This window comes from Brasilonema octagenarum UFV-OR1 (assembly GCF_963888615.1).
GTDB classification, from domain to species: Bacteria; Cyanobacteriota; Cyanobacteriia; order Cyanobacteriales; family Nostocaceae; genus Brasilonema; species Brasilonema sennae.
In genome coordinates, this window is the sequence record NZ_CAWPKW010000005.1 from 1 (window position 1) to 20,305 (window position 20,305).

Below are 20,305 nucleotides of genomic sequence, written 5' to 3' on the forward strand. Positions count from 1 at the left end.
CAAGAAAAAACCGGGTTTTTTAGTCACAATTATGAATACTGAATCGGTGTTCTAGGTTAACTTATGGGAAAACCCTCTTCAAAATCCAACTAGGGCGATAAGCCGGAGAACTTCGGCGTGAGCGCGAAGCAACAGAGGTCTTCAATGCATCGCCATCTTTGCTAACGCACCAAATCCAGATTTTTTATTGCATTTTTGTCAAATCTAAACAAGCGTGGGAAATGATTCATCACACCTTTGGGCATGTTTATAGTACGTCTTCAACGTTCATGTGTAGCCTATCCTTTTGGGACTGGTGTAATCGCAAAGACTGCATTTTATGTTTTTCAATGTTGACTTACTTGTATAAGTCACGGTGTTGGATAATTGCTTAATGATTTCACACGGTGATCTATATGTTGTTTAGTATTTTTGGCTCCTATGGAATGCAACTCATGTCAGGCATAAGCCCATTGTTCATCACCAAAGAAACTCCTGTGATTCTCGTGGCTGATGATGACAAGTCAACGCGAATGCTGTTGCGTGATGCTATGGAAAACGAAGGCTATCGAGTAGTCGAGGTTAGTGATGGTAAACAGTGTCTAGATGTATACGCATCTGTCAAACCTGATTTAGTTTTACTAGATGCTGTTATGCCTATTATGGACGGCTTTACATGCTGTAAGCAACTGAGCAAAATATCCAGCAATTTTGGTAACTCAACACTTGCTAATCCAGTGATAGAATCTTCATTGAACACCAGTGCGATTTCACTACTTTGGAATAGTACTCCCATATTAATGATTACTGGCTTGGACGATCCTGAGTCAGTGGATCGCGCCTTTGAAGCAGGAGCAACCGACTATGTCACCAAGCCTATTCACTGGGCTGTTTTGCGTCAGCGCGTACGAAGACTACTCCAACAAGCCCAACTATACAAACAGTTTGAGGCTGCTACCCATGCTTTGCACGAACTTGCCAACATAGATGGATTAACTGGAGTGGCTAATCGTCGCCGCTTTGACCACTATTTAAATATTAAGTGGTTGAACTTAGCACAGGAGCAACTGCCTTTATCACTGATTTTATGCGATATCGACTATTTTAAACTTTACAACGATAAATATGGTCACCCTGCTGGAGATGTCTGTTTGCAAAAGGTAGCTGCTGTCTTGAACCGTTTGGCTCAGAGAAATGAGGATTTAGTAGCGCGTTATGGTGGTGAAGAATTTGCAGTGATTATGCCTAACACTCATGCTGCTGGTGCTGTTCACGTTGCAGCTAGCATACAAGCTGGAGTCAGGGAATTACAAATGGATCACTCAGAATCTGAGGTTAGCCATTACCTCACCTTGAGCTTAGGGGTAGCGACGACACTCCCCAGTTTTGAAGCTTCTTCAAAAACTTTAGTTGTTGCAGCAGATAAGGCGCTTTACCAAGCAAAAGCAGAAGGACGCAATCGCATTATACTCAAGCAATTGAACTGTTGAGTGGTTTTAGCTTTACAATAGAAATAGTCAAACTGTGGTTAAGATAACAATTAATTTAACTAAAATTTTGCAAGTTTCTTACTAAAAAAGCCGATGACGGGATTTGAACCCGTGGCCTGCTGATTACGAATCAGCTGCTCTACCACTGAGCCACATCGGCATACCTCCGGATTATTATAGCTTATGACGCAACAAAATAACAAAACTCGTATTAATTCAGAACAATACGCCCGTCTCAAGGCAGAAGCCACAGCCCCCTATCGGGGCTTACGGCAATTTATCTACATTACTTGTGGTGCTTCTGGTTTTATTGGTATAGTCATCTTTCTTTCTAAGGTACTTGCAGGACGTGATGTTGAGAGCGCGTTGCCGAATTTAGCACTTCAAATTGGAGTCGTTGCTTTAATGGTTTTTCTTTGGCGTTGGGAGCAGCGTAGACAACAACGCCCCAAATAGCAATTAATTACAGTTGACTTCTGAATCGTGTTTGAAGCTTATCTTTGTTGGTGATTGATTATTTTTCATAATCAATTGGGAATTTTTTTATCACAAAATCTCCTATTTTCCTTTTTTGAAGTGAATTACAAGCTTTTGCGATAGCGTCTCATACCTTTAGAAAAGTAAGCTCATAAAGAGGTCAAACAGCTTAAAACCAGCTATCCAGAATAGAAGCTGAGATTCAACTTTGGTGCTTTGAAGGCTTCATCGAGAGAAGCTGCTACGAACAAAGTATTGTCCAAGCCGATCGCTACCTTTTATCCTGGCGGAAAATTGGGTTGTAACTCCGCCCTTTTCTCTTTGATTGCTTTTGTCGTATTCCAAGCATTTGTACCTGGGAGTTGATAAGCTAACAAAATGACTGCTGGTGAATCGTCAAATAACGTTGTCGCACTATAATATTGCGCCCCAACTACCGCTCGACCAACATCTTTTAACCGCATAAGCGTACCATCATAGTCTTTTTGCACCACAATGTCTTCTGCTTCTGCAGGAGTAGGTAAACCAACAACTTGCTCGTAGAGCAATTTCATACTGCTGCTACTCTGTTGTCTTGTCTATTCTTGTGGTTCTTCTCACATTCTTGCTATTTTTTTGGGAATATTTTAGGCGTTACAGATTTGATAGCGTCCCCTTTTGACCTTGGCGAACAACAAAAATTCTGGTTAATTGAAGGATGAAGTGTATTGTTTTCTAAAAATTTGTGTTTTCACTTTTGCTCTATATTTTTTTGTATTTTTATATACGAGTATCAAAATTTTAATTAAATTAAATTAATCTTTCTTCACTTTGCGAAATACAAAACCATAAAAAATAAAAAAATTATTAGAAAATATCAAACGGGGCGAATTTACTGAGAGACTAAGTATAGTTCAAACGGGGTCAGCTTATATAAAGACCCTGAATATACATTTCAAATGTTTTTTAAAAAGGGGTCATGTAGATTTAAAGACCCGAATGTTAGCTCAAATAACAATATGTAAAGCGCCAGACGAACAACTTGTCAGTCATGGCGCTTTTAACTTTCAACTTATGGAGTTCTTACCAAATACGGAGAAGGAATTGCTTTAGCGCTTCCTTTATTAACTAGTGCTTGGTAAACAAAGGCAGCAACTTCTGCCCTGGTAGCTTGACGATTGGGATTTAACTCCTTAACTGTCGGGTAATTTATCACCAGTTGCTGTGCAGTGGCTGCGGCTACTGAATTGGTGGCATAGTTGGGAATCTGGGAAGCATCGTTATATATGGAGAGAACATTCTGATTATTCACAGATAAGTTCATACCGCTTGCTAAGGAGACTAGTACCTGCACTCGCGGAATTTGTTGCTGTGGTTTAAAGGTACGATCAGGATACCCAGAAACAAAGCCACCTTGATACGCAGATTGAATGACTTGGAAACCCCAGAAATTACTGGCGACGTCGCTGAAATTTGTGACTTGGCGCTTAGCTGTGGGTGCAAAGGCTTTGGTCACAATGGCGGCAAATTGAGCACGGGTGACAGGTTCATCAGGTTTAAAAGTGCCATCGGGAAATCCAGCAATAATATTCTTAGAGGCTAGAGCTTCGATGTAGCTTTTTGCCCAATAATTAGCTGGCAAATCCTTAAACGCAACTGCGCCACCTGCTGATGGTTCAACCTTGGCGGCGACAAATTCCACTTGACCAAGAATGCGCTTGGGGTCAATATCATTGCCGACCGCCACAATAGTATTCTTACCCTTGCTGTTGTTCACGTCATGGGCAGTATTACTGCGGATCAAGTTACCGCCAGGACTTTCAGCGGTGCCAAGGTCAGGTGAAGCATTCATGATCACGATTATGCCATCGCGTTTATTCTTTTGAATGACATTTTTACGGAGTACTGGTTTCGCTGATTCGGAAATAAACAGACCATCTTGGTTTCCAATAATCTGGTTTCCTTCTACTAAGGGTGTGGAAGTACCACCGATCGCTAAACCAAAACCTGTGTCCTGAAATAAATTATTCCGAATCTCTCCAGTCGCCGACTTAGCAACTGAAATCCCATTGCCTTTGTTTTGAACAAAGACATTATTTTCTATTTTTGGATTACCTTGACCTGTAACAAAAACACCATCTCGTACACTATTAGTAAACGTACTATTTGTGATTATAGGATTAGTCGATTCCACCCATATACCAGTACCACGTTGTTGTGGGTTGGTGACTGTTACTCCTGTGATCGTGCTATCTTTATCAGCACGAATCGTCATATTCTGACGGGCAAAAGTAGGACTAATATAAACGCCACTACCTGTAATTAATACTCCCTGACCTTTTGTCGATTCATCACCGCGCAACGTCACGCCTTGTTTGATTAAAAGTGGAAAAGTTTCTCCATTTTCTTGGTTATAAGTACCAGGAGCAAGTTGAATAACTGTACCTGGCTGGGCTTGATTAAGAGCGTAGGTAATGGTTTTATATGGAGCAGCTTCCGAGTTACTAGCACTAGCGCTGTCTGTACCAGTTTGTGGATTGACGTAAATAACACTTGCTGTAGTTGGGGCTTGCACTGGAGGAGTTTGCACTGAAGGATCTTGCACTGAAGGAGCTTGCGCCGTAACCGTTGAGGCGATACCTTTAGTGTCGATCGCACCAGCGTTGACCTCAGATACTGGTATTATGAACCCACCCGAAACGACTAATAAAGCGGTTAGTCTTGCTGGAAAAGACAAGGTAAATGCAAGGGATTTACCAGTTAGAATGCGAAAATTTTGCCTTTGCGGAGAATCAAATCCCTGAGGTGCCATTTTATTATTAATGATCTGCGGAAATAGTGTTAGTTGATAATGGTGTCTCTAACAGCAGGCGTTGCTGTAAAACTCATGCAAACTATAGCTGAAGACCTGTATATTGACATCTGGGTTCCTGCGTGAAAAACAGAAATTTTTACATTCTTTTACATATAGTTTGCACATCGACGCGAATTTTGCGGTGTAGGGGTATTTCATACTTCCCTACACCAAGCAACTCTTATCCTAAATTCTTTCTTCTACACTTAATACCATTCATCCGTACACAGATCAAAAAGAAATCAGATTTCTTCAAGAAACCTGATTTTTGAGGTTAAGTAATGTATTGTAAAACAAAGATGCAATTCATGATTTATGACTAATAACTACTAGCGTTCTTACTTTGTCAAAAGTCACTCAGTGCAAGGGAAGTGGATTTCCCGACAGTTCAGAACTGTCCACCCTTACAGAGTCGAACCAGTTGGGTTTTACGAGCCTTGGAAACTGCCTTCAAAGGAAAGTATTAATTTTGACACTTACTGCTTCGCCAGTTGACGGCACTTGCGTGACTGTCGGCACAAATGACAGTTAATCAACTGGCACACGACTGAAAAATCAGTCGTGTGGGTATTCCATCCCGATATAAATAACGCAGAGTTTCAATTCATTTTATTTATTGAAACTCTGCTTCGGGGCTATCTGCCTCCCGCGTTATTTTAGGTATGTTTATTGACGCGTCCGCACTCATTAGTAAGCTAATGTTTCTAAGGTTTCGCGCAAATAACCTTGTACTTGTTCCTCAAGGCGTAGCTTCTGAAATTGAGTATCGCGTTCTAGTAGCCAGCGCTTGAAACCAGAACTTGCTGCGATCGCGGACTTTAAGTTATTCCAAATTTCAGCATTAGCACTAAATTCGTAATCCTTAGAAGTTTTCATTCCAGCCATAGTTCCTTGTTCCTTAGTTTCAAATATGAATCTTTAGAGCTAAGTTTAATGAAGCTGTAGCTCTTGTAACTATTACATTTTACTAATTCTTTCTCAGGGTAATATCTATCTTGCAGCAAATTCTGTGTTATTCGACACGAAAAAATTGAGTTATACTCACGGAAATAGCCCAAAAGATTATAGAAAAAATTCAAGCGGCTATGGCAAAGACGAAACCTAGTTATCTTGATGATAGCCGCGCAAGTCAGTCTTTGGGTTAATACCAATTCTGTGTAACCCTGATTTTGATGATAAAGTATTTTAAGAAGAACACAGAACGCAGTAATCAGAATATCCCCACGGATGGAATCCGGGGGATTTAAGAAAGGGAAAAACTTTCTTGGTCTCCAAAGGATTTATCCGGGCGTTTGGGTCTAACACGAAAAAATCTGGCAGCCTTCAAACAACGAGTACTCGTAAATGCTGACAGGTCAACAAATACAAGGCTGCCAGATGTTTAGGGGACAATGAAAGGGCTTTATACCAATACTCAAGACCAGAACTCTTAATCATACTAAAAAAGCGCGTTTAATATTCTGAGTTCTGAGTTCTGAGTTCTTTTTTCGGTAAAAACTAACTTAGATTCCGATCCCCGACTTTTCACCAGAAGTCGTAAATCTTGTTTATTCAATCTTAAATTTAGAAAACAAACAGTAATTTTACTTAAAATAGAGATAGGTAAATTCGTAGAATGACCAAACACTGGTTGTGACAACATCTGCTCAAATAGTACCACTCGTCAGAGAACCTGAACGCCTAGAACTCCGACTACAAGAAATTCCGCCAGAACCTGGAGTTTATTTGATGCGAGATGGAAGCGATCGCATCATCTACATAGGCAAATCGCGGAAGTTGCGATCGCGTGTTCGTTCTTATTTTCGAGATTCACAAAGACTAAGCGAACGCATCGCTACAATGGTTAAGCAGGTGACAGAAATTGAATTTATTGTCACCGATACCGAAACTGAAGCTTTGGCCTTAGAAGCCAACCTGATCAAGCAGCACCTTCCCTATTTCAACGTATTACTCAAGGATGATAAAAAATATCCTTACGTTTGCATAACATGGTCAGAAGATTATCCACGTATTTTTATCACTCGCAAACGCCAAATAGGGAAAGAAAAAGATAAATTCTACGGTCCTTATACCGATTCTCACCTATTACGGGAGATATTGCGCTTGTGTAAGCGTATCTTTCCTTTGCGACAACGTCCTCAGCCATTGTTCAAAGATCGTCCTTGCTTGAATTACGATTTAGGACGCTGTCCGGGTGTATGTCAGTTGCTGGTTTCACCAGAAGAATACCGCAAAACTGTGCAAAAAGTGGCGATGGTTTTCCAAGGTCGAAGTCAAGAACTCATCGATACCTTAACCGAGCAAATGCAAAAAGCAGCCGAGGCTGAAAACTTTGAGTCAGCAGCAAGGATTCGTGATCAAATTGCTGGGTTAAAGTCACTTACTGCTGATCAAAAAGTATCTTTACCAGATGATACAGTTTCCCGTGATGCGATTGCGCTTTTTAGTGACGAACAACTCGCCTGCATTCAATTATTCCAGATTCGTGCTGGGCAATTGGTAGGACGTTTAGCATTTGTCGCGGATGCTCACGCGGAACCAGGTGCTATCTTACAAAGAGTGTTGGAAGAGCATTATCAAACTGCTGACTCGGTGGAGATTCCCACAGAAATTTTAGTACAACATGAATTACCTGATGGGGAAATATTAGCGGATGTCTTAACTAAGCGCAAGGGAAGAAAAGTCACGATTTTTAATCCACAGCGACAAGTCAAGGCAGAATTGATTGATATGGTGGAGCGAAATGCTCAATATGAGTTGCAACGAACACAAAAATTAAGCGATCGCAACCAACAAGCGATGCACGATTTAGCCACCATCCTCGATTTACCCGAGTTACCTCACCGCATCGAAGGTTACGACATTTCCCATATCCAAGGTTCAAACGCCGTTGCTTCCCAAGTCGTGTTTATTGACGGTTTACCCGGTAAGCAGCACTATCGCCATTACAAAATCAAAAATCCTACAGTTACAATAGGACATTCAGACGATTTTGCTAGTCTTGCTGAAGTCATCCAGCGTCGCTTTCGTAAGTATATTGAAGATCCGCAACTACAGCGAGCGGGAAATCCTGATTGGCCTGACCTTATCATGATAGATGGTGGTAAAGGTCAATTGTCATCTGTTGTTGCAGTCTTGCAAGAAATGAATTTATTGGAAGATTTGCGAGTTATTAGTTTGGCGAAACGGCGAGAAGAAATCTTTTTACCAGGAGAGTCCGAACCACTGGAAACTGAGTCAGAACAACCCGGAGTACAACTTTTGCGGCGTTTACGAGATGAAGCGCATCGATTCGCCGTGAGTTTTCATAGACAACAGCGCAGTGATAAATTGAAGCGATCGCGTTTAGATGAAATCTCTGGTTTGGGACACCATCGACAAAAGTTGCTCTTAGGACATTTTCGCTCTGTTGATTATATTCGACAAGCAACACCTGCACAGATTGCCGAAGTACCCGGTATTGGTCCTCGTTTGGCTCAAGAAATTTTCGATTATTTCCATCCTTCTTGAAGTTCGTATCACCTAATACTGTTTTATTAACAAAAAAGTGTTGGGTAATGGATAATTGGAAAAAACCCATTATCCATTACCCATTACCCATTACCTATTACCCATTACCCATTACTAAGAACTACGTTAGCAAACATAGGCAATCCGGTTAATCTCCATAACTGGAATTTTTTATAAAATTTTTTGCTCACGAGTTCATATCATTATCAATAGTAAACAAAAATAAAGAAAAGCTAAAAAGTTACATAGTGTTACTAATCCTAAAGGTAGAGTGAGTTTTTAATGAGTGCTTTTTAGATATGCCTATTTACAGATTACAGTCATTAGCTTCTAGATTTTAACTATTGAGGTTTAGCCTCCAAGGAAATTGTGGATACTCTACACAGCGTTTGCTTGCGATATAAGACCGTATGAGAGCTTGAGCGTGACAAAAAGTGGGTAAAGATTGATATTCTGGAATAATTTTGGAGTTTTTAACTGTTTACTGTAAATTTAACTTCCCAAAAAGTTCTGTATCTCATAGTAAAAAAGAAAAAGTTGATCTAACTACAAAAAACGAAGTCTCAACGTCTTAATGGTTGGGATCACGAGATTTATAATTAGAATCAAAAAAGATAAATGATTTATATATCCAGAGTTGGATAACATAGACCTTTAAGATGAACATAATTAAATAAAGACAAATAAAAAAGAACAGTTCATTTTATGTTAATGTAAGCGATATAAATTATGGTTTGTTGAATTTTGTAAATCGAGAAGATTTACACGTTTCATTTGCGTTTTTTCAAAAGAACATGAAAGTTAAGGATTTTAAAATGCAGATAGTACAAAATGTTCGCTGCCCAAATTGTGGTAGCGAAGGTGAAAGACATTATTTATTAGATAGTCAACTGACTCGGACACAATGTGCAACCTGTGACTACTTAATGATCACTTGTACACGTACTAACAAAGTGATTGAAGCTTACGCTCCGGGTATTCTTGCACCGCGTTAGTTAAATACTCAATACTGAGTCCTGATTTGTGAGAGGAAATGACTCACGATTCAGGACTCTTTTTTGTTCTCATTTGTTCTCAATTGTCCACAAGCAGCATCAGCTTCTAAACCACGGGAGTAGCGAACACTAACCGCAATTTGTTGCTGCTTGAGGACTTTGACAAAAGCTTGAATTCGATTTTCGTTAGGGCGTTTGTAGTCTGCTTCTGTGATGGGATTGTATGGAATCAAATTCACATGACTCTGGAATCCTCGCAGGTGTCGTGCTAATTCCAAGGCGTGTTCTGGCAAATCGTTCACACCAGCAAGAAGAACGTATTCAAAACTGACACGGCGTCCAGTGATTTTCACATACTCCCGACATTCAGCAAGCAAATCTTCTATAGGATAGGAACGGGCGCTGGGAATGAGTTGTTCCCGGAGTGCTTGGTTGGGGGCATGGAGACTGACAGCAAGAGTGACTTGTAACTGGTGTTGAGCAAGCTGGCGAATGCGATCGCGTATTCCAACACTAGAGACAGTCAAGTTACGCTGTCCAATACCCACATCTTGATTTAAAGATTTGACAGCCCCTATAACATGGTCTGTATTTAACAATGGTTCACCCATGCCCATAAATACCACATGGCTGACTCGTTGTTGAAAATCTTCTTGAACCGTCAACACCTGATCAACAATTTCATGACGTGCAAGATTGCGCTTATAACCTTGTTTACCAGTAGCGCAAAAATCGCACGCCATCGGACAACCCACTTGAGTTGAAACGCAAACTGTTAAGCGCTTTTCTGCGGGAATACCCACACATTCAATAATTTGATCATCACTAAGTTGCAAAAGATATTTGACAGTACCATCAGGAGCAACAGAGCGGTACTGTATATTTGAGCGCCCGATGGGAATTTCTGCAACTTCAGCACGCCATTGTTTAGAAAAGACAGAGATATCCGAGAGCGATCGCACTCCCTTTTGATAAATCCACTCGTGCAGTTGCTTTCCTCTATAAGCCGGTTGTCCCTGTTGCTGTACCCAACCCGTTAACTCTTCTAGACTTGCTCCCACAAGCGGTGGAATAGAAATGTTTGCTTGTTGAACAACACTAGTTTTCGGGGAGGGGAGTACAGGGACAGATTTAACAGACATGGTAGTTAGGAATTGGCTTTGAATCTCTATGGTAGGCGATTGCTACTCTTGTTGTTTGAGTTTATCACTTCTGGTCAGTCATCTACATTTAAGGAGGGTTGCCACAGATACTCTCGCAAGTTCATTTTTCCTTCTGTGTTAAATTTTATCCCTTCTTGCTCCAGGAGCGATCGCTGCAAATTATCTCCTCCATATCGCGAAGGAGATTGAGATATCTCGCCTTTAGCATTAATAACTCGATGCCACGGGACATCGGATAAGCTTATATCTAGACGGTAGAGAGCATAACCTACCAGACGCGCTTTACCATATAGATTTGCTAAATCCGCCACCTGTCCATAGGTTGCGACTCTTCCCTTGGGAATCTGACGCACTATTTGATAGATGACATTGTAAGTAGACACTGGCACTGATTCAATACAACTCTAAGGCATTTGTACAAAAGAACTAACCAAAAGTTGTGCCATTCCAGCCCCACATCGCACCCTTGGCGTCAGCGAACTCTATATATATACGATTTTGAGGCACTTTTAGCGCCTTGTTAATCTCCTGGCAAAAGTCTTGGCTCATCACTTCGGTCTGGTCTGGCTTCATTGTACCGACACTTTTAACCTCGATGTAGCATACTGGGTCAGTCGTGCCAGCAAATGTCATGGGAACTGCTGCTTCAAAAGCTGTCATAATGTAGCTTTCTGGTTTTCCGGTATGCTTAGCTAACTTAGCTGATAGGCTTTTGAGCAATGCTTCAACTTCTTCTCCAAGAGGAGCAGATACAGAAGTTTGGACTTTAATTAAAGGCATGGCATTTTCTTGTTAGTTTCCCATTGTTCAGTTTACCGAATAGCACAGTCTTCAACTGTGATATGAGCGAAACAAGTGACTATGTTCGGGATGATATAAACGAGAGCGTGCTGATGCTTGGGAAAGTGCAGGGCTGATTACGTAAAGTGTGGTGCGAATTAGCTTTTCTGTGTGAGTACACTCTGCCATTTTATGGAGAGGAACAACCACTATTTTTTCATCAGACCATCCTAAGCGATAGCAAATAGCTACTTGTGTTTCAGGTGAGTAGTGTTGGAGTAGTTTAGCTTGAGCTGCTTCAACGTGACGTGCACTCAGATATAAACATAAACTAGCTTGATGGGCTGCGAGAGTGGTTAATTCTTCTGTTTCGGGAACTTTTGTACGTCCGCTGATGCGCGTGAGGATGATTGTTTGGACTAAACCGGGAACAGTGAGTTCTACTTTGAGTTTCGCAGCTGCTGCTTGAAAAGCACTAATACCTGGTATCACTTCAAAAGGAATTTCCGCTTCTGCCAAAAGATACATTTGTTCGTGGATGGCGCTGTAGAGACTCGGATCGCCAGAATGGAGACGGACGACAGATTTGTGCGATCGCACTCGTTCGATCATAATTGGCAAAATTTCTTCCAAAGTCTTGTTCACAGAGGGAATAATTTCTGCATCCTCGCGGCAAAGCTCTAAAATCTCTTGAGGTACTAAAGAATCAGCAAATAAAACAACATCGGCAAGTTTTAGGAGTTTTTGCGCCTTAACAGTCAATAACTCTGGGTCTCCAGGACCTGCACCGACGATGTACACACCAGATTCTAGAGATATATAATTACTTTTTGTCATTCACTTCGTTAGTAGATTCGTGCATATCGCAACATACAGCAACTCATCCAAAAAAAATTTTGGCATTTCCTCAGTATCTTTCCGGATAGAACCCCTCCTTCTAGTAGAGTGTATTGGTAGATGCACCCTGGTTAAGCCCTAGAGAATTCTCTGGGGCATTTTTTATTCAGTGAACAGTGAACAGAGGAAGCGATTTCTTGACCCCCCTGATAACTGGTAACTGATAACTGATAACTGTTAAAGCTTTTCGGGTATGAGCTAGCTAAACAATCGCTGCTTCTAGTAGCTTAATATTGAAATAAGCAAACTCAGTTGTTGTGCTAGCGCCATCTTTATCCTCTTGCACAACCTGCTTAGTCATCACATAGTAATCGTCTATCTTCTCATAAGAATCTTCAAATTTGAGAATGCTGGTGATTTCATTTGTTTTCAAGTTACGAAAAACCGCATCATAGCGAGTTCCAAGGTAACCAGAACCTGTATCGAAATTTTCGTGAGTATTAATAATAAAAGCCATACGACCCAGGATGCGACTAACCTGACAAATCTCATTGCCCCGGACTTTATAATTTGAACCCATAGAGTCGCCATTTACCAAAATTTCTATTGCACCATCGGAGTCTTGTTCACCCAGGCAAAACTCGTGCTTTCCATGAGACTGCTCAAAACTTGTACGTTTACGATGGGTGACTGTATCTCGCAATTGGGTAGAAATCCCTTCTTGTACTTGCTCATCTGCAACACCCGTAACTTCTACGCTTAAATCCCGGTTGATCCGAATCTTACCTGTGTGAACTTCATCTGGTTGAACGAGTTGCACATCTGCACTGTAGCCAGGAAAGTTTTCATCCCAAGTGTAACGACTTTCGTAAGCGGTTTGGAATATCTGACGGGCTGTTGTTGGATGTGTCATAAAACCATTTTGACTTCACCTACTCCTCCAGTTTAATTCACTGAGCACAGTAAAATCAGTTATCAGTCATCAGTTACCAGTTATCACTGTTCACTGTTCACTGTTAAGCGTTTCCTACAACTCTTGGGAATCACTATCTGGGGACAAAACCATAACTGGTTGTTGATAAAGCGGAACAGTGAATGTTACTGTTGATCCTAACCCTTCGCCCAAACTATAAAAATTAACCTGACCTCCCATCGCCTCTACGAGCTTTTGGGATATTGCTAGCCCCAAACCTGTACCACCGTACTGGCGAGTACGAGAACTATCTACCTGACTAAATAATTGAAACAGTTTCTCCTGTTTGTCAAGAGAGACACCAATACCAGTGTCTGCCACCCGCACTCTCACCATACCAGGAAATTGTTGGTCTTGAAATGTGACTTTTTTGCGAACGACATCGGTTGTAACAGTGATACCGCCTTCATGAGTGAATTTGATCGCATTACTAACCAGATTTAGCATCACTTGCTTGAGACGTTGGTAATCACCGTAGACGATAACTTCATCAGAGGTAGGAGGCATATTAATTTGAACGCTAAGATTTCTCCCCTCTGCTTGAGGTCGCATAAAACCTTCTACATCACTGAATAACTCATCTAATTTGACTGATTGCAATTCCAGTTCCATTCTGTCTGCTTCAATTCTGGCAATGTCTAAGATGTCATTGATAATATCAAGCAGATACAGTGATGATTTATGAGCTTCTTCTAGAAATTGTCTTTGTTCTTCTGGATCATCAGCCATGCCTTCCAAAATCAACTTCAAAAATCCGATAATACCGTTAAGTGGTGTTCTCAGTTCATGGGTGACATTGGCGAGAAATTCTCTGATGCGGCGAGTGGCTTGTTCGGCTTGTTGACGCGCGTTTTCTAGTTCTTTGTATAAAATTGCGTGGGCGATCGCTGTTCCTAGTTGATCTGCCACATCTTTTGCTATTTCAAGTTCTTCTGGGCTGACTGTACAGTATTTTGTGCCTAAAGTAATAGCAATCAATCCATTAGGTTCGTCTTGATGGGAAGTCGCAACCACTAACATTTTCTGCTGGTCAAACTCAAGATGTTGTGGGTTTTTTGCCAAAATCGGTTGTAGAGTTGCCAATGCGTCAGCAAAGCTCGGCTCAGAAGCTATATCTATTTCCAAGCCAAGCATAGAACTTAAAGATGGCTGGCGATACTCTGCTATCACCTGCACTTTCGTGCTAGAGGACTGGTAGGGACAAATGATGCAGCGTTCCAATTGCAGCGCTTTCCCCAAACTATCCACCGTTTGTTGCCAAATAATATCCAGATCCAATGTCCGCCGAATATTTCTGGTAATTTGGTTTATGAGTTTATGGTGACGCCGTGAACGTGTGGCTGAATCTAAGTGTACAGGTATTGGAGATGTCAAGTTTTTTTCTTCTTTGCTGAGTGCTGTTTGCAGCAGTCGTCCCATGACTAAAACTGTTGTCGGAGTGCTTGCCAATGAGGGCATTATTGGACTCATCACCAACTCCAACTCAAACAACTGCTGACCGTAGCTAAACCAGCACTTATACCTCTGGGGTATCAAAGTTGTCAATATTTGCTGCAATTTTTCCACATACACAGCCTGCTCGACTGGGGTGAAGGCACATTCTTTCCCGCTTTTAGCTTCAAGAATTTGCACAGGATTTAACCCTAGGCATTCGCTGTGTTGCCACCAGAAACTTAGATAGCGTCCTGTACTATCTTGCGTGTACACCAACTCGGCTCCTAAATTTGCCCATGAGCCATTAGTGTTACTGGTAATATCTTCTAGATTTTCTGACAATATGTTCGACCTTTGGGAGTTAGCAGTAATACTCATGACCCGAGTTGGATAACATAGAAGCCAACCCATTAAATAAGCTTTACGATTCGCTGGCTTAGTTGGGAAGAAATTTTGATCGCTTTAGCACACGCTTCGCGGCGATTAATGAATTGTTGTGCCAGAAAACACATTTTCAAATCCTTGTATAGCAAGAATTTAGATAAATCGTGTTTCTTTAATATTTCACTGCCATACGCATGCCCGCGTCTGTTGTTACGAGTCCAATCGCCGCCTGATCTCCGGCTTAATATCTAGCATCAAAATTTTACATTTTTTCATCCTCCATATGTGTCTTACTTTTTACATTTTTGAGCTTTTTGTGAATTTAATCGTTCCACTCTCCCCGAGCTGGTAAAGGTTTACGCACAGGTGTACGCGTCAGTTCATCGTCTCTTGGGCTTTCACCCTTCAACCACTGACGGATCGCCACCTCAATGACTTTGCTTGGATCATTGGTGAGATGCTGAATTTGTTCTAGCAAGTCGGAGTCGAGGCGAATAGCAATCTCTACCTTATCGGCAAGTCTTTGTTCCGCATCGGTAGTTTTCTCTTTCATATTCATAGGATGATATACTCTGAACTTGTTTTTCCAAGGCTTGGTAAAGTCACTTTCTTCACATCAGTAGGGCACCTGTCAAGCACCTCTGCCGGAAGACGTTGGGCTTGAATTTGAGCAGCAGGGCGGCTTTTGCACCTCTTTTTAGGGGGAAGAGGACACCCCCGCCGCGAGACGTGGGGGGATTGCGGGTAGCCGTTGCTCATGAAGTCCGTATTTTGTACTTCTTGTTGTTTATTGTACGCCCCTAACTGATAAATACGATAAGCTATGCATAGACCTTTATATCTTCATTAAAAAGTCTACAAGTTAATATTCATTTGTCAGTACTCATTAGTCAATAGTCCTAAGTCCTTAATCCTTGGTAATTGGTTATTGGTCAAGAGTCAAAATTTGTTCTCACGCCAGAACAAGCGTGAGGGAGATCCTCATCAAGTACTGGCTCCCCTGCAATCCAAATCTAACCCAAGCGCTTCCTTTGTTCCCATCTCCTCATCTTCTCATATCACCGTCTGAGCCAATAAAGCATTAAAATACGTTAAGTATATTGCTGTTTTATCCTTTGTTGCTGATAAACCAAAGAACTATATGACTGATGTACCTGCAGCTCGTATTCGGAATTTTTGTATTATAGCTCACATTGATCACGGAAAATCTACCCTAGCAGACCGCTTGCTGCAAGTGACAGGCACTGTAGATCAGCGGGAGATGAAAGAACAGTTTCTCGACAATATGGATTTGGAACGGGAGCGCGGCATTACAATTAAGCTGCAAGCTGCCCGAATGAACTATAAGGCAAAGGATGGTCAGGAGTATGTGCTGAACTTAATTGATACTCCTGGACATGTGGATTTTTCGTATGAAGTGTCTCGTAGTCTTGCTGCTTGCGAAGGTGCGCTGTTGGTAGTGGATGCTTCCCAGGGAGTGGAAGCTCAAACCCTGGCAAATGTTTACTTAGCCTTAGAGCATAACTTGGAAATTATCCCGGTTTTAAACAAAATCGACTTACCAGGAGCAGAACCAAACCGAGTCATCGGGGAAATTGAAGAAATTATCGGTTTAGATTGTAGTAATGCAATTCTTGCCTCTGCCAAAGAGGGAATTGGTGTTGGTGATATTTTAGAGGCAGTTGTTGAGCGGATACCACCGCCACGAAATACGGTGAGCGATCGCCTACGCGCATTGATTTTTGATAGCTATTACGACAGTTACCGGGGAGTGATAGTTTATTTCCGGGTGATGGATGGCACAGTGAAGAAGGGCGATCGCGTTTATCTGTTGGCTTCTGACAAGGAATACGAAATTGATGAGTTAGGAGTGCTTTCTCCCACCCAAAAGCAGGTTGAAGAACTCCACGCTGGAGAAGTCGGTTATTTAGCTGCTGCAATCAAAGCTGTGGCTGATGCACGGGTGGGAGATACAATAACACTATCTAACGCTAAAGCTGCTGAACCATTACCTGGTTATACAGAAGCTAATCCAATGGTCTTCTGTGGAATGTTCCCCATTGATGCTGATCAATTTGAAGACTTACGCGAAGCTTTGGATAAGCTAAGACTCAACGATGCAGCACTGCACTTTGAACCAGAAACTTCTAGCGCGATGGGTTTTGGTTTCCGCTGTGGCTTCTTAGGCTTGTTGCATATGGAAATTGTCCAAGAACGCCTAGAGCGAGAGTATAACCTCGACTTAATAATTACAGCTCCTTCTGTGGTTTACAAGGTGCACACTCTCAAGGGTGAAGAGGTGTACATCGACAACCCCAGTCACCTACCCTCTCCCAACGAACGGGAAAAAATCGAAGAACCCTACGTCCAAGTGGATATGATTACACCAGAAGGTTACGTCGGCACTTTGATGGAGTTGGCGCAAAATCGACGTGGTATCTTCAAAGATATGAAGTATCTCACCCAAGGACGTACTACACTCACTTACGAGTTGCCCTTGGCAGAAGTTGTTACAGACTTCTTTGATCAAATGAAGTCGCGTTCTCGGGGATATGCCAGCATGGAATATCACCTGATTGGCTACCGGGAAAATCCCCTCGTCAAGCTCGATATTTTAATTAATGGCGATCCTGTGGATTCTTTGGCGATGATTGTCCACAGAGATAAAGCATACAACGTTGGGCGCTCAATGGCAGAAAAACTCAAAGAATTGATTCCTCGCCATCAATTCAAAGTCCCAATTCAAGCATCGATTGGCAGTAAAGTTATCGCTAGTGAACATATTCCGGCATTGCGCAAAGACGTGCTTGCTAAATGCTACGGTGGTGACATTAGCCGGAAGAAGAAACTCTTGCAGAAGCAAGCCAAAGGTAAAAAGCGGATGAAATCTGTGGGTACGGTGGATGTTCCGCAGGAAGCTTTTATGGCAGTACTGCGTTTGGATCAGCAGTAACCTAACCTTTTTCCCTGTTGATGGCAATGTTTTTGGAACTGCAGATGCACGCAGATGTACGCACATAATCACAGATAATTTATCTGGTATACATTTGTGTGTGTTTGTGGTTTTATTGTCAATATATAGCAGTCGCCAGGTAGATTAGGGCACGAACTAATGAGAAAACATGGTCACCAAGAGACTTGAAAGTCTGTTAAGCGTTAAGCGTTCCCTGCTATATTCTTTCAATGATTGAAGAGGACACACGGATTTCTCCGGTCACCCGTCACGAATGACCTTTGTGCGAAGAAACATAATTAGTACTCGCTTTTATAAACAGTTAAATCATAGAAAATTTACAGGAATATTTAGGATTGTTATATGTTTGACTATGTAAAAGCGAACCATGACCTGTTCCGTCGTTTTTACAGACTGACAGTTATCAATGTTCTTTCCAATCTCACAGAGCCTTTGGCAGGTTTGATCGGTATTGCATTCTTAGGTCATCTCACCGAAATCCGTCATTTAGCAGGAGTTAGTTTGGCTACAGTTCTCTTCAACTACATCTACGAGAACTTGCTCTTTTTACGGATCTCAACTACCGCAGTAACATCTCAAGCCGTCGGACAGGACGACCAAGAGGCGATATTACTAGCAGGAGTGCGAAATGGCTTCATAGCTTTAGTGCTGGGTGTTCTCATCTTTGTGTTGCAGTACCCTATAGGAGCGGTAGGGTTTCATTTATTGAACGGCTCTCCAGAAGTTGAGTCTATCGGACTGGATTATTTTAACGCCCGGATTTGGGGAGCACCTGCAGTTTTGCTCAATTTTGTAATCATTGGCTGGTTTTTGGGACGGGAACAAAATGGCAAAGTGTTGCTGTTGACCGCTGTTGGCAACGCCGCTAATATTGTGCTGACTTATTTCTCGATTATGCGGTGGGATTTGGGAAGTACAGGGGCTGGACTGTCTCATGCGATTAGCGAGTATTTGACGTTATTGGTAGGTATGCTCTTGGCGTTTCGCTCTATCCAGTGGCAAGAATTGCGAACAGCAGTCCAGAAGTTTTGGGAATGGTCGGCTTTTCAAGCTACTTTTTTCCTCAATAGTGACCTATTGGTTAGATCTTTAGTTTATATGTCCATTTGGACAATTTTTTTCAATCTCAGTGCCACTTTCGGAACAGATGTCTTAACAGAAAATGCCTTGCTCCAACAGGTAGTATTTCTGCTCGCGTACTTGATTGAAGGAATAGGATTCACTACGGAGACTTTAACCGGAAATTTTAAAGGTCAATCCGCTGATGATCAGTTACTACCTCTATTGCAGATTTCGCTGTTCACTAGTTTGCTGGTGGGAGTTACCACTTCAGGAGCGTGCGTTTTGTTACCTGAGACTGTATTTGGGTTGTTAACCAATCACGCTGAACTGATTGAGCCAATTAAACACTATGTACCTTGGTTATTCTTCGTCTTGAGTTTTTTTTCAATTGCTTGGATTTTGGAGGGGTATTTTGCAGGATTAACAAAAGGGCAATCTTTACGTAACGCCGCCTTAATGGCAGCTTTATTGGGATTTGCACCAGTGGCGTTTTGGGCATGGTCGGCTGAGAATAACCATCTTTTGTGGTTGGCGACATCAGCGTTTATGGCATCAAGAGTACTTCTACTTGGAGTCCAGTTACCAGAGATGTTTGAAAGTCATTCAACTAACGCTAGTCAATTGCCCAAGCTATAGCGATCGCGCGTATCGCGCTCAAACTGCTTTTTTGCTCATCTATCGTCACAGATGGAAACAGTTAGTAGCTTGCAACAAAGGAAAAAAATCGAATAAGCACCAGGAGAAAGCGGCATGTTGCTGTTGTTGCACCTGCGGTGCAAATAATCACAGATAATTTATGTGTGTACATCTGTGGTTTTATTTTCAAAATCTTGACTGAACATGGTGAGAATTCGACTTTATGACTCAAAGGATTTAGAAAACATTCTTCAGCTTTGGTATCGAACTTGGCACCAGACATTTCCCAATATTCAACATCCACAGCCATATTCTGCATGGAAATCTCGCTTTTGTGATGATCTTGCTGTACGAGGAGAAGTTTGGGTTGCCGAAGTTGAACATCACATTGTAGGCTTTGTCGTAGTGATAAAAGAAGAACAGTATTTATCACAGATTTTTGTGAATCCCGAATATCAAAATTGTGGTGTTGGTTCAGCCCTACTCAACAAAGCTAAAGAGATTTGTCCACAAGGATTAATGCTTCAAACATTACAACAGAATATACGAGCTTGCGTATTTTACGAGAAGCATGGCTTTAAAGCTGGTAAGCTGTCAGTCAATAAAATTAATGGGCAACCCAATATTCAATATCACTGGAAGCCTTTGATAAATACATACTAAATGATACCTTTAATGCCATAATAAACACAAGCTAGGCTACCAAGTATGTAGACAAATGTAACATTAGCTGAAACATCATTTTCCCGATATACACTCTTCTCTTCAAAGGGCATTC

The 20,305-nt window shown here is 41.7% G+C and carries 17 protein-coding genes and 1 tRNA gene; 7 read left to right on the plus strand and 11 right to left on the minus strand.

Features of this window, described 5'->3' with window-relative positions; genetic code table 11:
* Nucleotides 1-434 precede the first annotated feature (434 nt).
* Entirely contained in the window at nt 435-1,469 is a 1,035-nt protein-coding gene (locus AC5590_RS00170; protein WP_169267808.1) for a GGDEF domain-containing response regulator, read from the plus strand.
* A gap of 88 nt (nt 1,470-1,557) precedes the next feature.
* Here AC5590_RS00170 and AC5590_RS00175 read toward each other — a convergent pair.
* Nucleotides 1,558-1,629: transfer RNA gene (locus tag AC5590_RS00175), tRNA-Thr, on the minus strand.
* Between the two features lie 23 nt (nt 1,630-1,652).
* On the opposite strand from AC5590_RS00175, the gene AC5590_RS00180 reads away from it, so the two are divergent.
* Nucleotides 1,653-1,925 carry a DUF3493 domain-containing protein gene (locus tag AC5590_RS00180; protein WP_169267794.1) on the plus strand — a complete coding sequence of 91 codons (273 nt, stop codon included), beginning with the start codon at nt 1,653-1,655 and terminating at the stop codon, nt 1,923-1,925.
* 299 nt (nt 1,926-2,224) lie between these two features.
* Here the strand turns inward: AC5590_RS00180 and AC5590_RS00185 are convergent, their stop codons facing one another.
* The 3 genes from AC5590_RS00185 to AC5590_RS00195 all read right to left on the minus strand — a co-directional run bounded on the left by AC5590_RS00185 (nt 2,225) and on the right by AC5590_RS00195 (nt 5,664).
* Complete coding sequence (locus tag AC5590_RS00185; protein WP_211178678.1) at nt 2,225-2,500, minus strand: efflux RND transporter permease subunit; 276 nt, start codon at nt 2,498-2,500, stop codon at nt 2,225-2,227.
* A 497-nt stretch (nt 2,501-2,997) separates the two neighbouring features.
* Nucleotides 2,998-4,737 carry a DUF1565 domain-containing protein gene (locus AC5590_RS00190; protein WP_169267795.1) on the minus strand — a complete coding sequence of 580 codons (1,740 nt, stop codon included), beginning with the start codon at nt 4,735-4,737 and terminating at the stop codon, nt 2,998-3,000.
* Between the two features lie 729 nt (nt 4,738-5,466).
* Entirely contained in the window at nt 5,467-5,664 is a 198-nt protein-coding gene (locus AC5590_RS00195; protein WP_169267796.1) for a hypothetical protein, read from the minus strand.
* Between the two features lie 747 nt (nt 5,665-6,411).
* On the opposite strand from AC5590_RS00195, the gene uvrC reads away from it, so the two are divergent.
* Both uvrC and AC5590_RS00205 read left to right on the plus strand, forming a co-directional pair.
* Nucleotides 6,412-8,289 (plus strand): excinuclease ABC subunit UvrC, encoded by a 1,878-nt coding sequence (gene uvrC, locus AC5590_RS00200; protein WP_169267797.1) that lies wholly within the window; start codon nt 6,412-6,414, stop codon nt 8,287-8,289.
* Nucleotides 8,290-9,104: 815 nt separating this feature from the next.
* On the plus strand, nt 9,105-9,284 hold the full coding sequence (locus AC5590_RS00205) for a replication restart DNA helicase PriA (RefSeq protein ID WP_169267798.1): 180 nt from the start codon (nt 9,105-9,107) through the stop codon (nt 9,282-9,284).
* 50 nt (nt 9,285-9,334) lie between these two features.
* On the opposite strand, the gene rlmN is transcribed toward AC5590_RS00205, so the two are convergent.
* From rlmN to AC5590_RS00240, 7 genes are all read right to left on the minus strand, one after another.
* The gene (gene rlmN, locus AC5590_RS00210) at nt 9,335-10,426 is read right to left on the minus strand and encodes a dual-specificity RNA methyltransferase RlmN (protein ID WP_169267799.1); all 1,092 of its coding nucleotides are present in this window, start codon (nt 10,424-10,426) and stop codon (nt 9,335-9,337) included.
* A 74-nt stretch (nt 10,427-10,500) separates the two neighbouring features.
* Nucleotides 10,501-10,830, minus strand: coding sequence for an MGMT family protein (locus tag AC5590_RS00215; RefSeq protein WP_169267809.1), 330 nt, complete (start codon nt 10,828-10,830; stop codon nt 10,501-10,503).
* Between the two features lie 43 nt (nt 10,831-10,873).
* Entirely contained in the window at nt 10,874-11,227 is a 354-nt protein-coding gene (locus AC5590_RS00220; protein WP_169267800.1) for a phenylpyruvate tautomerase MIF-related protein, read from the minus strand.
* A 51-nt stretch (nt 11,228-11,278) separates the two neighbouring features.
* Nucleotides 11,279-12,064: a precorrin-4 C(11)-methyltransferase gene (gene cobM / locus AC5590_RS00225; protein ID WP_169267801.1), complete on the minus strand. Its 786-nt coding sequence runs from the start codon at nt 12,062-12,064 to the stop codon at nt 11,279-11,281.
* Nucleotides 12,065-12,326: 262 nt separating this feature from the next.
* Complete coding sequence (locus AC5590_RS00230) at nt 12,327-12,977, minus strand: DUF3386 domain-containing protein (RefSeq protein WP_169267802.1); 651 nt, start codon at nt 12,975-12,977, stop codon at nt 12,327-12,329.
* 114 nt (nt 12,978-13,091) lie between these two features.
* Nucleotides 13,092-14,849: a sensor histidine kinase gene (locus tag AC5590_RS00235; RefSeq protein WP_169267803.1), complete on the minus strand. Its 1,758-nt coding sequence runs from the start codon at nt 14,847-14,849 to the stop codon at nt 13,092-13,094.
* A 328-nt stretch (nt 14,850-15,177) separates the two neighbouring features.
* Nucleotides 15,178-15,414: a hypothetical protein gene (locus tag AC5590_RS00240; RefSeq protein WP_169267804.1), complete on the minus strand. Its 237-nt coding sequence runs from the start codon at nt 15,412-15,414 to the stop codon at nt 15,178-15,180.
* Nucleotides 15,415-15,996: 582 nt separating this feature from the next.
* Between AC5590_RS00240 and lepA the strand changes: the two genes are divergently transcribed.
* The 3 genes from lepA (at nt 15,997) to AC5590_RS00255 (ending at nt 20,190) form a co-directional block, all read left to right on the plus strand.
* Nucleotides 15,997-17,808: a translation elongation factor 4 gene (gene lepA / locus AC5590_RS00245; RefSeq protein WP_169267805.1), complete on the plus strand. Its 1,812-nt coding sequence runs from the start codon at nt 15,997-15,999 to the stop codon at nt 17,806-17,808.
* 363 nt (nt 17,809-18,171) lie between these two features.
* The gene (gene gntT / locus AC5590_RS00250; protein ID WP_169267806.1) at nt 18,172-19,527 is read left to right on the plus strand and encodes a guanitoxin biosynthesis MATE family efflux transporter GntT; all 1,356 of its coding nucleotides are present in this window, start codon (nt 18,172-18,174) and stop codon (nt 19,525-19,527) included.
* 204 nt (nt 19,528-19,731) lie between these two features.
* Nucleotides 19,732-20,190: a GNAT family N-acetyltransferase gene (locus tag AC5590_RS00255; protein WP_169267807.1), complete on the plus strand. Its 459-nt coding sequence runs from the start codon at nt 19,732-19,734 to the stop codon at nt 20,188-20,190.
* The last annotated feature ends 115 nt before the right edge of the window (nt 20,191-20,305 follow it).